The organism is Massilimicrobiota sp. SW1139, assembly GCF_012027715.1.
In the GTDB taxonomy this organism is placed as follows: Bacteria; Bacillota_I; Bacilli_A; order Erysipelotrichales; family Coprobacillaceae; genus Allocoprobacillus; species Allocoprobacillus merdigallinarum.
In genome coordinates, this window is record NZ_SJOR01000018.1 from 1 (window position 1) to 14,958 (window position 14,958).

Annotated in this window: 14 protein-coding genes; 12 read left to right on the plus strand and 2 right to left on the minus strand. The window is 31.1% G+C overall.

The window, feature by feature from the left end; genetic code table 11:
• The first annotated feature begins 20 nt into the window (after nucleotides 1–20).
• Nucleotides 21–1,067, plus strand: a complete 1,047-nt coding sequence (locus E0K96_RS09385) for a serine hydrolase domain-containing protein (protein WP_168082758.1) — start codon at nucleotides 21–23, stop codon at nucleotides 1,065–1,067.
• 39 nt (nucleotides 1,068–1,106) lie between these two features.
• Here E0K96_RS09385 and E0K96_RS09390 read toward each other — a convergent pair whose 3' ends face one another.
• Nucleotides 1,107–1,901 carry a MurR/RpiR family transcriptional regulator gene (locus E0K96_RS09390; RefSeq protein WP_087244440.1) on the minus strand — a complete coding sequence of 265 codons (795 nt, stop codon included), beginning with the start codon at nucleotides 1,899–1,901 and terminating at the stop codon, nucleotides 1,107–1,109.
• Nucleotides 1,902–2,119: 218 nt separating this feature from the next.
• Between E0K96_RS09390 and E0K96_RS09395 the strand changes: the two genes are divergently transcribed.
• The 11 genes from E0K96_RS09395 to E0K96_RS09445 all read left to right on the plus strand — a co-directional run bounded on the left by E0K96_RS09395 (nucleotide 2,120) and on the right by E0K96_RS09445 (nucleotide 12,338).
• Nucleotides 2,120–3,511, plus strand: a complete 1,392-nt coding sequence (locus E0K96_RS09395) for a PTS sugar transporter subunit IIC (RefSeq protein ID WP_168082760.1) — start codon at nucleotides 2,120–2,122, stop codon at nucleotides 3,509–3,511.
• Nucleotides 3,512–3,516: 5 nt separating this feature from the next.
• Nucleotides 3,517–4,461: a GNAT family N-acetyltransferase gene (locus E0K96_RS09400; protein ID WP_168082762.1), complete on the plus strand. Its 945-nt coding sequence runs from the start codon at nucleotides 3,517–3,519 to the stop codon at nucleotides 4,459–4,461.
• Between the two features lie 2 nt (nucleotides 4,462–4,463).
• The gene (locus E0K96_RS09405) at nucleotides 4,464–5,135 is read left to right on the plus strand and encodes a PIG-L deacetylase family protein (protein WP_087244443.1); all 672 of its coding nucleotides are present in this window, start codon (nucleotides 4,464–4,466) and stop codon (nucleotides 5,133–5,135) included.
• 9 nt (nucleotides 5,136–5,144) lie between these two features.
• Complete coding sequence (locus tag E0K96_RS09410; RefSeq protein ID WP_168082764.1) at nucleotides 5,145–6,179, plus strand: MupG family TIM beta-alpha barrel fold protein; 1,035 nt, start codon at nucleotides 5,145–5,147, stop codon at nucleotides 6,177–6,179.
• Nucleotides 6,180–6,190: 11 nt separating this feature from the next.
• Nucleotides 6,191–7,093 (plus strand): N-acetylmuramic acid 6-phosphate etherase, encoded by a 903-nt coding sequence (murQ, locus tag E0K96_RS09415; RefSeq protein WP_087244445.1) that lies wholly within the window; start codon nucleotides 6,191–6,193, stop codon nucleotides 7,091–7,093.
• A 40-nt stretch (nucleotides 7,094–7,133) separates the two neighbouring features.
• The gene (locus E0K96_RS09420; RefSeq protein ID WP_168082766.1) at nucleotides 7,134–8,270 is read left to right on the plus strand and encodes a PTS transporter subunit EIIC; all 1,137 of its coding nucleotides are present in this window, start codon (nucleotides 7,134–7,136) and stop codon (nucleotides 8,268–8,270) included.
• Nucleotides 8,267–9,361, plus strand: coding sequence for a DUF871 domain-containing protein (locus tag E0K96_RS09425; protein WP_168082768.1), 1,095 nt, complete (start codon nucleotides 8,267–8,269; stop codon nucleotides 9,359–9,361). Before E0K96_RS09420 ends, E0K96_RS09425 begins: the two co-directional genes overlap by 4 nt.
• Before the next feature lie 2 nt (nucleotides 9,362–9,363).
• Nucleotides 9,364–10,263, plus strand: coding sequence for an N-acetylglucosamine kinase (locus E0K96_RS09430; RefSeq protein ID WP_168082770.1), 900 nt, complete (start codon nucleotides 9,364–9,366; stop codon nucleotides 10,261–10,263).
• A gap of 55 nt (nucleotides 10,264–10,318) precedes the next feature.
• Complete coding sequence (locus tag E0K96_RS09435) at nucleotides 10,319–11,422, plus strand: metallophosphoesterase (RefSeq protein ID WP_087244449.1); 1,104 nt, start codon at nucleotides 10,319–10,321, stop codon at nucleotides 11,420–11,422.
• Nucleotides 11,423–11,454: 32 nt separating this feature from the next.
• Nucleotides 11,455–11,862 carry a hypothetical protein gene (locus E0K96_RS09440; protein WP_168082772.1) on the plus strand — a complete coding sequence of 136 codons (408 nt, stop codon included), beginning with the start codon at nucleotides 11,455–11,457 and terminating at the stop codon, nucleotides 11,860–11,862.
• A 125-nt stretch (nucleotides 11,863–11,987) separates the two neighbouring features.
• Nucleotides 11,988–12,338, plus strand: coding sequence for a molecular chaperone Hsp90 (locus E0K96_RS09445; protein WP_168082774.1), 351 nt, complete (start codon nucleotides 11,988–11,990; stop codon nucleotides 12,336–12,338).
• A 29-nt stretch (nucleotides 12,339–12,367) separates the two neighbouring features.
• Here the strand turns inward: E0K96_RS09445 and E0K96_RS09450 are convergent, their stop codons facing one another.
• On the minus strand, nucleotides 12,368–14,941 hold the full coding sequence (locus E0K96_RS09450) for a cation-translocating P-type ATPase (protein ID WP_168082776.1): 2,574 nt from the start codon (nucleotides 14,939–14,941) through the stop codon (nucleotides 12,368–12,370).
• Nucleotides 14,942–14,958: the final 17 nt, after the last annotated feature.

Below are 14,958 nucleotides of genomic sequence, written 5' to 3' on the forward strand. Positions count from 1 at the left end.
TTTAATAAGGAGATATGCATATGAATGTAAAGATTGAACAATTTCTTAAAGAATCAGTCAATCGAAAGATCTTTCCAGGTTGTTGTGTAGCGATTATTCATGATCAAACAACTGAATATTATTGTGTAGGTTATAAAGCTGCCTATCCTTATCAGGAAACTAACAAAATAGATACACTCTATGATCTGGCGAGTTTGACAAAAGTTGTAGGAACAACACCTGCAATATTGAGGTTCATTCAAAGTGGCAGAATTCATTATCATACACCGGTTTATACAATCATACCTGAATTTAAAAATAGAGATATAACACTTTTTCATTTGTTGACACATACATCGGGATTACCAGCAGACTTTGACTGGGAAATGACAGAAAATAAAGAAGTGATTATTCAGCGTATCTGTGAATTTTCTAATCAAGTTGTTCCAGAAAAAGAAGTGATTTATTCGGATTTAGGATATATTATCTTAGGGTATATTCTTGAAAAAATATCAAATCAATCACTTGATCAAGTGATTGAATCACAAGTTTTAAAACCACTTGAAATGTATGATACAAAATATTCTCCTACACAGATAAATAAATGTGCACCGACTGAATATAGTTCATATGTTCATCATATATTACAAGGAGAAGTTCATGACCACAAAGCTATCATGATGAATGGGATTGCTGGTCATGCGGGGTTGTTTTCTCATATTTTTGATTTAGAACATTATGCACAAATGATTTTGGATAATGGAAAATATAAAAATCAAACATTTTTAGAAGAACAATATATTCATGATATGTTTACAAATTTTTCTTTGAAAAATCAGGTTCCTAGAGGAATAGGTTTTTTGACCTATACTCCTGATAGTCTTTTCTCATCGTTGAATTCTACAAAAACAATAGCTCATACTGGCTTTACAGGTACGTCAATATTGATTGATCAGGAGAACCAAATTGCAATAATTGTTTTATCTAATAGAGTTCATCCTACACGAGAAAATACAGAGATATTGAATTGGCGTAGAGAGTTTCATGATTTTGTGATGAAGCATATCAATGATGATATTGAGAATTGAATAAAAAGAAGATTGCTGATGAACAATCTTCAAAATGTTTTATAAAGTTGTGTAGATAGCTTTATTTTGTTGCTTATGTAGACTTTTTGCTAGATGATTGATAATCAAATCTATTGTGATAAAAACAAGAGCTTGAGAATCAATGAAAAAATGTAAGTCTTCATTATTGAAAGTTGGTAAAATAATTTCTTTATCAATTTTTTGATGAAAATTATGATGATTATTTTGAGTTACTAAAATCATTTTTGATTGCGATTCATAAGCATATTGAATAGCATCTTTAATAACAGTTGTTTCAGCTGACAATGATAGAAAGATATTTAAATCTTCTTTGTATGACATAAGTGCTTTTTCAGTCATAATGCTTGAATTGACTATGGCTTCAGAGTCAATACCAATTGTACAAAGACGATAAGAAAAATATTGAGCTGATAATCCTGTTTCATGAATACCAAATATCTTAATTTTATATGCATTTTTAATAAGTTGAATAATATGATCTAGAGATTTTAAGTTAATAGATTGTTGAAGTTGTTGAATTCTATTGGCGTAAAGAGATAAATAAATAGAAGAACTATCGTCATCGTTTTCATCCATCTCTACCATAGAATGGACATAGCGGGATACTTCATAACGAAATTCGCTATATCCTCTAAATCCACATTTTTGGCAAAACCTTAGTAATGCTGATTTAGAAACTTTGCATTTTTTAGCAACTTCTTGAATAGGATATGAAGAAATAGTATCAAAATTTTTCAAGACATAATCCTCAATGATTTTTTCTGACTTTGTAAATTCTGCTTCGTGAAGCCTGATATGTTCTTTAGGATTCATGCAATCACCTCATACTTATATTATAACATGATTTAAAAAAGCGTGTAAATAAGCAAAAAATGGAGCTTTTGAGAAAAGTTCCATTTTTTTTGGGAAAAGTATTGTAAATGAGAAAAAAGCGTGCTATACTTAAATTAGTTCCAATGTAAGGGGTTTCTAGAAATAATAAATCGCGATTATGAAAAGAAAAAAGAGAGGGACTAGAAGGAGAGAAAACTATGAGTGATATTCAGAAGAAAGGGAATCTCATGGAGCGAATTAGTGATTTTGTTGAAAATCGTTTAGCTCCACCGTTAATTCGCATTTCAAATATTCGTTATTTGCAAACTCTACAAAAGACATTTATCGTTTTCATGCCGTATATGATACTTGGGGCAACAGCAACACTTGTATTAAACTTAGGAGGACTGTTTGCTGAAGGAACAGGTCTAGGAATGCCAGACGTTGCAGAAGCTATCAATGGTGTGATTGACGTTATAAGACCTGGTTTGACACAACTTGTATTCATTAGTATTAACTTAATGGCTTTATTGACAGCTATTTTAAATGCTTATTATCTTGGTGAATATTATCATGAAAATTATGATAAAAAAGTTAATGGTATTGTTTGTGGTATTGCAGGGCTTATAGGATTCTTATGTTTTGTTGATTTCACAACTTTATCACAAAACTTTGACTATCCTGCATATATTTTAGGTGCACCAAGCTTATTTACTGCTATTTTAATTAGTATTGTAACTGTAGAAATTTATAGATATCTTGTGCATAAAAATATTACAATTAAAATGCCAAATGGTGTACCACAAATGGTTGCAGATGCATTTACAAGTTTAATTCCTATTACAGTTATTATGATTATCTGTGCATTTGTAGGAAGAAATATCTCTGGATTTAATTTAATGACATTATTTAATGATTTGAGTTCTCATCTTGTCGTTGCAGGAAGTGGACCAGTTGCTCAATTCTTCGCATTTTTCTTAGATCGTATTTTCTGGTTTGTTGGATTACATGGTTCAAATATTGTTGGATCTATCATGACTCCAATTTGGGAAAGTATGGCTGCTTCTAACTTGGCTGCTTTTGCGGCTGGTCAAGATATTCCTTACTTATTCTCATCAATTTGGGTTAATGCTTATGTCAGATTAAGTGTATTCCCAGTTGCATTGCTTTGTGTGATTTCATCAGTTAAGAGATTTAAAGTCTTAGGTAAATTATCAATTGTTGGAACAGTATTCAATATTGCTGAACCAGTTATGTATGGATTGCCAATCGTCTTAAATCCACTTATGTTTGTACCTTGGGTTATTGGATTCTGTGTATTATTTGTATTCAATGCTATTTTAATTACTATTGGAATTGAACCGCCTATTGTGGCTAATGTTGTGTGGACAATGCCTGTTCCATTAATGGCATTTATCGGTTCAGGATTTAAAATTTCAGCTATGATTATTAGTTTGATTAACTTTGTTATTATATTCTTTATTTTCTTACCATTCTTTAAAGTTATGGAAAGACAAGAATTAAAAGCAGAATTGGCTGCTCAACAAGAAATGGAGTTACAAGGTAATGAAGCATCATCCCCCGAAATAGAAAATAGTCAGATGGAGTAATGTATATGGAAAATATAAGATTAGAAAGTTTTCAACAAGAAAGATTTCAGCAAGTCTTAACTTGCTGGAATCAAAGCTTAATTTATGATGGTATTGATGAAGAAAGATTCAAACAGCTTATTCTATTAGATGAAAATTTTAATCCAGATTTATTTTTACTTGCATTGAATCAGGAAAAAGTAGTAGGATTTTGTTATGGAGTAAGAAGAAAAATCCCATATTTAGAAAGAGGATTAGAAGAAAATCGTGGTTGGATTGTTATTATGGGAGTGCTTCCTGAATATCAAAATCAGGGAATAGGAACCATGTTATGTGATGAAGTTGAAAAAAGATTGAAAGATATGGGGACAAAAGAAATAACTTTATGTGCATATAGTCCAAATTATTTCTTCCCTGGAATTGATAAAAGATATCAACAAGCGATTTCTTTCTTCGAAAATAGAAATTATGTATATCGTGCAGAATCTGTCAGTATGCAAAGAAGTCTATGGGATTATCATATGGCAGATCAATATAAAGAAAAGCTTGCTTCATTAGAAAAAGATGGTATTCATATTATTCGCTATAATGATGAATACATGCTTCCTTTATTAAACTATTTATTAGAAAATTTTGGAGCAGGATGGAAACGTAATGCTTTAATAGCAATGCAAAAGAAAGAAGCAGAAGATACTATTTTGTTAGTTGTTGATGAACAAAAAAATATTCTTGGTTTCTGCATGAGAAAAATTGATGGAAATGATGCTCGTTTTGGACCTTTTGGTGTAAGTGAACATTTAAGATCAAAAGGTATTGGTGGTGTTTTGTTTGAATATATGATGCAGGAAATGAAACAAAAAGGTATTTATTATCTTTATTTCCTATGGACAGATGGTGCTGCCCAACGTTTCTATGAAAGACATGATGTAAAAGTCTATAGAACATATCAATTGTATAGAAAAGAGGTATAGTCATGAAATATAAAAGACTTGTGTGTATTGGTGGACATCATTTAGATGCTGAACTTATGGGTGGTCCATTACTTATTAAATATGCTATGCAAGGTGCACATTGTACAATGATTAATGTGACAGAAGGAAGATTGGATCGTAAAGGGGCTACTGAACAAGAAAAGCAAGAGTATCTAGATAATATTCGTCAAGAAAATGTGGCTTGTGATGAAGCAATGCAATGTGAATGTTATAATATGAAATACACTTCTGCTACGCTTCCAAGTCAGGAAGAATTCATTGAGATGTTAATGGATTATTTTAAAAAAGAAAAAGTAGATTTGGTTGTCACTCATTGGAGAGGTACAATGCATCCTCGTCACTATTACACATATGAAACAGTTACAGCTGCTGTTCAAAGATTACGAAGAGAAGGTATAAATATTCAATTATTATATGGTGAAAACTGTGAAGATTTAATTGGATTTACACCTACTTGTTATGTAACAATTACGGATGAACAAGTACAAATGTGGTTTGATGCATTGAAAAAATATACAATTTTTAATGGTAAAGTCAATGATGTTCCTTATCAAAAATATTATCAGGCACAATTGAAGGTCAGAGCTATTGAAGGTGGTATTCCTTCACCTGTTAAGGCTTATATGCATGCACCGTTATCAAATAATGAATAGAGGAAAATTATGTTAGGTATATCAGTATATTTTCAGGATTTAGATTTACATTATTTGCAAGAAGCTAAAAAATGTGGAGTGAAGTATGTATTTACTTCACTTCAAATTCCTGAGGAAGATTATACTTCATTGGATGAAAAATTACCCTTATTTTTAAATCAATGTCAATTATTAGAATTGCAGGTTGTACCTGATATTTCACCAGTTACTTTTGATAAATTAAAAATTCCAAATCAGGATTATCAACAGTTAAAAAACATGGGATTTAAAGCATTAAGATTAGATTATGGTTTTGACGATTATGATATTATTAAAGACTTACAAAAAGATTTCTATTTAATGTTAAATGCCAGTGTTATTGATGAAAATTATTTAAAAGATGCACTTGACCATGGGGTTGACTTATCAAAGATTGCTGTTACACATAATTATTATCCACATAGTGATACAGGCTTATCATTGAAGGATTTTCAAGAAAAAAATAAAATCTTCCAAAAATATGGATTAACAATTCAGGCTTTTGTATGTGGGGATGTTCTGAAAAGATTTCCATTATATGAAGGTTTACCAACAGTGGAAAAACATCGTACAGTGAATCCGTATATCGCATCCATAGAATTATTACAAAATTGTTGTGTTGACGATGTTTTTATCGGTGATAGTCAGGCAGAAATGAGTACGCTTCAATATATAAATGATTATATGAAAGAAAACATCATCACAATACCATGCTATTTGGAAAAGGGATATGAATATCTTTATGATCAAAATATTCAAGTCAGAAAAGATCAATCAGAAAGTTTGATTCGTTTATCATTACCAAGAAAACCATATATTCCTATTCAAAAAAGTACATTACGTAAACGTGGATATATTGTTATGGAAAATCAATTAGCGGGCAGATATAGTGGTGAAGTGTCTTTGATGAAACAGGATTTATCATTTATTTCACGAACAAATACAATTGGATTTATCCATCCCGAATATACAGATGTTTTAGATTTTATTAATGCAAACACAAAAATTAGATTTGTAAGACTATAAGGAGGTATTTTATGGGTCATATTCATATTTCTCATTTAGTGACTGAAAGTAGAAATCCTAAAACAATGAATTTAGACGATATGAGTATCCATGAATTTTTAACAGTTATGAATGAAGAAGATGCTCTTGTTCCACAACGTATTCATGATGTTTTGCCTCAAATCGAAAAGGCTGTAGAAAAAATTGTTGAGGCTTTAAATCAAGGTGGAAGACTCTTTTATGTAGGCAGTGGAACAAGTGGACGTTTAGGAATATTAGATGCTGTGGAATGTCCTCCAACATTTAGTACAACAAATGAAGTGAATGGTATTATTGCAGGTGGTCCGTCAGCTTTCGTTAAAGCTAAAGAAGGAGCGGAAGATCATGAAGATGATGGTCAAAGAGAAATCATGGAGGCTGGAATCTGTGATAAAGATGTTGTAGTAGGTATTGCTGCCAGTGGAAGAACGCCACATACTATAGGTGCTTTGAAACAGGCCAATAAAATAGGTGCATATACAATCAGCATTGCTTGTAATCCAGATAGTGAGATTGGAAAAGTTGCAAAGTTAGCTATTGATATGAATTTAGGTCCAGAAGTCATTACTGGTTCCACACGTCTTAAAGCAGGAACAGCACAAAAGCTTGTTTTAAACATGTTATCAACAGCTTCCATGGTAGGAATAGGAAAAACATATCAGAATTTAATGGTTGATTTAAAACCTTCTAATGAAAAACTGGTTGAAAGAAGTAAAAGAATTATTATGGAAGCAACAGGATGTAGCTATGAAGTAGCTCAAGAAACATTTGAAGAGTGTCATCGACATGTTAAAGTTGCGATTATTAAAATATTATTAAATTGTACTGTTGAAGAAGCCAAGTCAAGATTAGAAAGCAGTCAAGGCTTTGTAAAGAAAGCAATTCAAAATCAATAACAGACTGATTTCAGTCTGTTATTTTTCTAGGAGAATAAAAATGAGTGAACAAATCAATGATTATATTAATAAAATAATAAACTTAGATTTTATTCAGGCACTTAAAATGACATTTGTACATATGACATTATGTTTTGTTGTTTTAGGAATTAGTGTCTTTTTTCAATGGTTTTCTATCTTTTATCCATATATAGAATGTATATATTTTTTGATGATACAAATGATGTATGCGTTTCAATATATTCAAAGAAAAAAACTGAATCCTGTTTTCATGTTGTTCTCTGTGCTTTTGAGTATGCTTTTTATTTATTATGGAAAACAATACTCTATTTTGACTTTGACTCTGCCAGTTTTATTTGTGCATATGATATATTTGGCTATAATTTATCATATCTCTTTCTATTTAGAAAAGAAAATCCATTTTTTTATTGAACCGATTGAAGCCTATTTCAAACAGCTTGTACCAGTTTTTGTCACAGCTTTATTGATTATGGGATTAATTTATTGTCAAAATATCTATATAGGTCTTTTCATTAGCTGTGTTCAATTATGTTTATCTTTTTTAACGTCTATAATAGGGATTTTACTTATAGTTGTATTGACATGTGGATTCTGGTTAAGTGGGATTCATGGTGTGGCTATGGTAGGAATCTTGGCTAGACCTTTTTGGACACAAATGCTGATGGTAAATTTAATATGTTATATCAATCATCAGGCTATTCCTTATATTGGAGTTGAAGGTTTTTATCAATGGTTTGTATGGATTGGAGGTTCAGGTGCTACATTAGGATTAGTTCTCTTATGTCGATTTTTTGCGAAAAGTCACCATCTTAGACAAATGGGTCATCAGACTCTTCAATCAGGACTTATCAATATTAATGAACCTGTGATTTTTGGTGCACCCATTGTTCAAAATCGCTATTTAAGAATTCCTTTTCTTGTCGCTCCAATCGTTATGAGTCTTTGTACTTATATAATGATGGCTTATCATTATGTCAATATACCTGTTATGCTTGCGCCATGGGTATTACCATCTGTTTTTGGAGGCTTCTGGGCAACGGGTGGTCAAATCTTTTCAATTCTTTATATTATAGGAATGATTATTGTTTCACTGATCATTTATTTACCATTTTTCATTTGTTATGATCGTCAATTAGTTAAGGAGGAAAACGCATGAGAAGATTAGGTATCTCTATTTATCCAGAAAAATCATCATCAGAAGAAATCAAAGCATATATTGATCAGATGTCAAAATTAGGTTTTTCACGTATTTTTTCTTGTCTTTTATCCGTTAATAAAAGTAAAGAGGAAATTATTCAAGATTTTAAAGATATCAATCTATATGCAAAGTCAAAAGGATTTGAAATCATTGTAGACGTATCACCAAGAGTTTTTCAGGACTTAGATATTAGTTATCAGGATTTACACTTTTTTAAGGAGATAGGAGCAGATGGTTTACGTTTAGACGCTGGTTTTTCAGGAAGTGAGGAAGCCTTGATGACTTATAATCCCTATGGGTTGAAGATTGAAATCAATATGAGTAATGATGTTCATACACTTGATACAATTATGGATTATCAGCCTAATAAGTATTGTTTATTGGGATGTCATAATTTCTATCCCCATAATTATAGTGGATTATCATTAGATTATTTTATGAAGTGTACAGAGCGTTTTATCAGCTATGGCATTCCTACAGCTGCTTTTGTCACAAGTCAAAATGAAAATACATTTGGGTCTTGGCCAGTTACAAATGGTCTGCCAACCTTAGAAATGCATAGACATCTTTCATTAATCACGCAAATCAAACATATGCTGGCTCTCAATGTCATTGATGATATTATCATTTCTAATTGTTATCCTTCTTTAGAAGAATTAAAATCATTGGAAAATTTAGACTTAAATCTCGTTACTTTCGATGTTGATCCTATAGAGAATTTACCAGCAATGGAAAGAAAAATTTTATTTGAAGAACTCCATTTTCAACGTGGAGATGTAAATAGCTACATGATACGTTCTACACAAAGTCGTGTTAAATATAAAGCACATCATTTTGAATTGATTAATACTCCACAAATGATTCATCGTGGTGATGTTATTATTGAAAGCAGTCAATATGGACATTATGCTGGAGAACTTCAGATAGCTTTAAAAGATATGCCAAACAGTGGAATGTCCAATGTAGTTGGTCATATTAAAGAAGAGGAAATATTTATTCTTGATGATATCAAACCATGGCAAAAATTTAGATTGAAAGAAGTGAAATAAACATGAATTATATTTGTATAGATGGTGGTGGAACAAAAACAAAATTTGTGCTTTATGATGAAAATGGACAAGTTATAAAAGAAAAGTCTGCTGGATCCATTCATATTTTGACACAGTCAAAACAAGAAAGTGTACGCATTCTTAAAGAGAATGTTACGTTATTGGATCCTTCTAAACAATCTTTGATTGTTGCAGGATTGGCTGGATATGGAAATCAGGAAGATTTAAGAAAACAAATAGAAGATATTTGCCAAGAAGCTTTCGAGGGCTATACGTATCTTTTATATAATGATGTTCAAATAGCTTTAGCAGGAGCATTAGCTAATCAGGATGGTATTGTTGTGATTGCAGGAACAGGCAGCATCGCTTATTCATGCTTGAATGGACAAACAAAAAGATGTGGTGGCTGGGGCTATCAGTTAGGTGATGAAGGTAGTGCTTATTGGATGGGAAAAGAGCTTATGAAAATATATTGTCAACAAGTTGACGGAAGATTAGAAAAGACAAAATTGTATGATAAAGTTAAAGAAAGTTTATTATTAGAAAATGACTATGATATCATTTCATATCGTCATCATCTTCAAAACGAAAGAAAAGACATTGCACTTTTAGCAAAAATCAATTATGAATTGGCTTTAGAAAACGATCTGTATGCTTTGCAGATTTATAAAAATGCCGCAAGTTATCTTGGTCAACTGATAAAAGTTCTAGCTCGAGATTTTCATCAAGCCGTACCAGTATCTTATATAGGAGGCGTTTTTCAGGCAGGTGAATATATTTTAAAGCCATTAAAAGAAATATTACAGACGACATCATGTTATTTACAGTCACCGCTTTATTCACCAGAATATGGAGCATATTTATTAGGGTGTATGTATACTCAAAAGATACTCAAAAAATAAAGAGTATCTTTTCTTTTGAATTATGTTACAATAATAAAGAAATGAGTGTGATAAAATGATAACTCCCAAACATTTGGTAAAAACGATTAAAGGTCAATATAGAATCATAGTCATTAGTGATATTCATGGTCATTTAGATAGATTTCAGGCACTTTTAAAAAAAGTGAAATACACGCCTGAAGATTATCTGATTATTTTAGGTGATTTTGTAGAAAAAGGTGACCAGGTTATTGAAACCATTCATTATGTTCAAGAACTATCTAAACGTGATCGTGTTTTTGTACTCATGGGAAATTGTGAATGGGCATTAGACGCATTGTTGACAATACCTGAACTGGCAAATCAGATACAGGGTTATTTAAAGCGTGTTTCCAGCAATGGCTGCATACGTGAAGTTTATCATCGTTTACATTTGGATCAGGGGCATGAAACAATGCTAGGTATTCAAAAACAGATTGCTGATTATTTACATGATGAAATTGCATTTATATCTCACTTACCTGTTACATTAAAGTTGAATCAATTTCTATTTGTTCATGCAGGTATTGAAAAAAGAAAAGATTATAAAAACAGTTCTTTATCTTCATTGTTGGAAATGAAATATTTTTACCATCAGGGACATCTTTTAGATGATATGGTTATTGTAGGTCATTTACCTACATCCAATTATTATCCAAATCAAATATGTAATGATATTATCATTGATGAAAAGAAAAAAATCATTTGTATTGATGGGGGAACGGGTGTCAAATCTATTTCACAATTAAATGCATTAATTATTGAATCTAAAGATGGTGTTATTCATTACTCACAAGAATATGTTCAACCTTTGCCATATCATCATGTTATATCTGATGTAGAAATATCTCAAAATGAGAAGCATAAAATTGCATATCCACACTTTGAAGTGGAAGTCATCAAAAAAGGTGAGGAATTCAGTGAGTGTTATCAAAAGGAAACGCAACAATATTTAAAAATAAAAAACGAGTTTTTATATAAGCGTCATCATCAGACATATTGTTTAGATGATTATACTGATTATTTTATCTCAGCCAAAAAAGGTGATCTTGTAAAAGTTATAGGAATCTATAGTCATTATGCATATGTGATTCATCAAGGAGAAGTGGGCTGGATTGATGTCAAGTGTATAAATTTATAAAATGAGTTTATACTTATATAGGTGATAATATAATGCATAATGAAACATATATTGAAGAATTGTTAAATGGTTTAAACATGGGCTTGCTGGCTATTGATCATTTGATTGATAAAATTGAAAATGATCAATTACGTGATATCGTTTTACATCAAAGAAAAGCCTATGGAGATTTGAAAAACAAAATAACACGTGATGACTCTCATACTGAAGATCATTTGAAAAATAAAGTGATGTTAGAGTCAATGATTGAAATCAAAACATTATTAACAGACGATGCTAAAATTACAAAGATGTTAATAGAAGGAAGTAATCAGTCAGTTATGACAATGGCACATTTATTGAATAAAGATCATCATGTCGATTTAAAGGTGAAACAATATAGTGATGAATTTGAGGAAATTTCTCAAAAATACATAGATGAATTGAAAGCCTTTCTTTAAAAAGTTTATAACATGAAAAAATGTGATAGGATTTATCACATTTTTTATGAGTGATGATGAATTTATTTGATAAGATGTTTTGTATTTAAAAAAGGTGTAGAATAAAAGAAAGGGAGGAAAAAGATATGAATGCAAAACAATTGGATGAAGTGGTACATAAAACACAGGAGTTAATCAAGACACCGACTTGTTGTCAGGAATTAAAAGAAATGGCGGAACAATGGTTAAAATCAGTAGGAAGTGAAAATGAAGCTTTGATGACACAACAATATATGGCAGAATTAAAAGAAGATATCATGCCTATTGAAAATTTAATTGCCTTTGCAAGTTCAAAGGATGGACAGATATATTTTGGTGAAAGTAAAGCCAAAGAAATTGTACGTCATAGTCAGGAAATCCAAGCACAGGGAGCTCAATATTGTGATTGTCCAGCTTGTGCTATTGTAGAAGACATTCTCAAGACATTAGAAGGATAATAAAAAATAAGCAAGTCCAAATGGCTTGCTTATTTTGTTAACATTTTTTTCGCTTGAATAATAATTGTTGGTAAAAGAGCAAATCCATAAATAACAAGAAGTTGATTTATAGAAATTGTATGAATCATAAATAATCCATGCATTGCTGGAACAAATAAGATGAAGTGTAGTAATGCAAAACCAATAATAAATGCAATAATGCTTGAACGGTTTGTAAAGAAACCAATTTTTGATAGTGGTTGAGAACTACGACAATTGAAACCATGTAATAAACGAGCTAAACAGATTGTTGCAAAGGCCATTGTAGAAGCTGTTAAAGGATCTCCTTTTAATCCAGTTAAGTATGCACACATTGTACAAATAGCAATAACAATACCTTCATAACTGATTTGGAAGAAAGTTGATTTGTTAAGAATAGAATCATCAGCTTTACGTGGTTTTTCTTTTAAAACATCGTTACGCCCAGATTCCATACCAATCGCAATTGCAGGTAAAGAGTCGGTAATAAGATTCATAAATAATAAGTGAACAGGGAAGAAAGGTGTAGGTAATAAAAGAAGTGATGCGATAAATACACAAATAATTCCTGCAAAGTTACCAGATAATAAATAATTGATAGAGTTTTTGATATTACGGTAAACATTACGTCCTGTAATAACTGCTTTAACAATAGTAGAGAAGTTATCATCTGTTAATATCATATTTGCAGCATCTTTCGAAACTTCAGTACCCGTAATTCCCATAGCAACTCCAATATCACTTTGTTTAAGTGCTGGAGCATCGTTGACACCATCACCAGTCATGGCTACAATATCTCCGCGTTTTTGCCAGGCTTTGACAATACGAATCTTATGTTCAGGAGCAACACGTGCATAAACACTGATGTGTGTTAATTTTTCATCTAATTCTTCATCACTCATTTGATTTAATTGTTGACCATCAATAGATAAGTCACCATCTTCATAAATACCAATCTTTTTCGCAATGCTTCTGGCAGTCACAACATGGTCACCAGTAATCATAATAGGTTTAATACCTGCCATTTTACATTTCGCAACGGCATCAGCACTTTCTGGTCTTGGCGGATCCATTAAGGAAACAAGACTAACAAATGTTAGATTGTTTTCATCATCTAATTGAATATCATGACTATCTAAATCTTTATATGCAAAACCTAAGACACGTAATCCTTCATTAGCATAATTTTGATTTTGTTGAAGGATTTCGTTTTTATAACGTTCTGTTAATGTTTCTTTTTGTCCATTGATAAGGATAGATGTACATCTTTGTAAAATAACATCTGGTGCTCCTTTTGTATATAAATGATTTAAAGAAGAAACACTCATTAATTTACGATCTGAATCAAATGGTAATTCGTTTTGACGAATAGCAGTATTTTCAAATTCTGAATCATTTTGTGTATGAAGATGAACCAAATCAATTAAAGCTAATTCAGTTGGATCTCCAATTCTTTGTTCTCCATTAATCACAGCATTATTACATAATAAACATGCTTTTAATAAAACATTGTGATCATGATGATGACTATCTAAATCATCAATTTCTAATAATTTGTTATTTAAATAGATTGTTTGAGGTGTCATTTTGTTTTGTGTTAAAGTTCCTGTTTTATCACTACAGATAACAGATACACAACCTAAACTTTCGACTGAATTCAAATTTTTAATAATGGCATTTTCTTTAACCATTTTTTGTGTACTCATAGATAAAACAATTGTCACAATAGAACTTAAAGCTTCAGGAATAGCAGCTACAGCTAAGGCAACAGCAATCATTAAAGCATCAAGTAAAGATTCATGAGCTAAGAAAATATTTAAAGCCAAAACAATGGCACAAATAATCATAATCGCAACAGATAATTTACCACTGAAATCATCTAAACTCTTTTGTAAAGGTGTTTTACGATCTTTTGCTTCATTTAACATAGAAGCGATTTTACCGATTTCAGTATTCATTCCAATGCTTGTTACAATATAACGTCCTGTACCATTTGTGACTAAACTTCCAGAAAAAGCCATATTTTTCTGATCTCCAACAATGACTTCCTGTTCAATAGTATCAGTGATTTTATCAACACTATCAACCTCACCAGTCAAGGCACTTTCGTTAATTTGAAGAGATGCTGATTCAATAATACGACCATCACCACTGACAACATCACCTGCTTCAATTTGAACAATATCACCAATTGTTAATTCGTTAGAATTTAATTCACATAATTGTCCATCACGTAAAACTTTGACTTTAGGAATAGAAAGTTTCTTTAAACTTTCTAATGATTTTTCAGCTTTTAATGTTTGAACTGTTCCTAAAATCGCATTAATGACAATGACCACAACAATAACAAGTGTACTTTCCAGCTGACCACTTAATCCAGAGATAATGGCGGCAATAATTAATATAATAACTAATAAATCTTGAAATTGTTTTAAGAAAATCAAGAAAGGACTTTCTTTTTTCTTTTCAGCCAATTCATTTTTGCCATACTTTTCTTGTCTTGACAAAGCTTCTTGAGTTGATAAACCCGATTTTGTTGTCTGACAATCATTTAATGTTTGATCAATACTTTTTTGATAATACATACTTTTTCCTCCATTTT

Bases quoted from the DNA above. Each gene is read 5' to 3' on its own strand.
- E0K96_RS09385 (WP_168082758.1), top strand. From the start codon at position 21: ATGAATGTAAAGATTGAACAATTTCTTAAAGAATCAGTCAATCGAAAG.
- E0K96_RS09390 (WP_087244440.1), bottom strand. From the start codon at position 1,901: ATGAATCCTAAAGAACATATCAGGCTTCACGAAGCAGAATTTACAAAG.
- E0K96_RS09395 (WP_168082760.1), top strand. From the start codon at position 2,120: ATGAGTGATATTCAGAAGAAAGGGAATCTCATGGAGCGAATTAGTGAT.
- E0K96_RS09400 (WP_168082762.1), top strand. From the start codon at position 3,517: ATGGAAAATATAAGATTAGAAAGTTTTCAACAAGAAAGATTTCAGCAA.
- E0K96_RS09405 (WP_087244443.1), top strand. From the start codon at position 4,464: ATGAAATATAAAAGACTTGTGTGTATTGGTGGACATCATTTAGATGCT.
- E0K96_RS09410 (WP_168082764.1), top strand. From the start codon at position 5,145: ATGTTAGGTATATCAGTATATTTTCAGGATTTAGATTTACATTATTTG.
- murQ (WP_087244445.1), top strand. From the start codon at position 6,191: ATGGGTCATATTCATATTTCTCATTTAGTGACTGAAAGTAGAAATCCT.
- E0K96_RS09420 (WP_168082766.1), top strand. From the start codon at position 7,134: ATGAGTGAACAAATCAATGATTATATTAATAAAATAATAAACTTAGAT.
- E0K96_RS09425 (WP_168082768.1), top strand. From the start codon at position 8,267: ATGAGAAGATTAGGTATCTCTATTTATCCAGAAAAATCATCATCAGAA.
- E0K96_RS09430 (WP_168082770.1), top strand. From the start codon at position 9,364: ATGAATTATATTTGTATAGATGGTGGTGGAACAAAAACAAAATTTGTG.
- E0K96_RS09435 (WP_087244449.1), top strand. From the start codon at position 10,319: ATGATAACTCCCAAACATTTGGTAAAAACGATTAAAGGTCAATATAGA.
- E0K96_RS09440 (WP_168082772.1), top strand. From the start codon at position 11,455: ATGCATAATGAAACATATATTGAAGAATTGTTAAATGGTTTAAACATG.
- E0K96_RS09445 (WP_168082774.1), top strand. From the start codon at position 11,988: ATGAATGCAAAACAATTGGATGAAGTGGTACATAAAACACAGGAGTTA.
- E0K96_RS09450 (WP_168082776.1), bottom strand. From the start codon at position 14,941: ATGTATTATCAAAAAAGTATTGATCAAACATTAAATGATTGTCAGACA.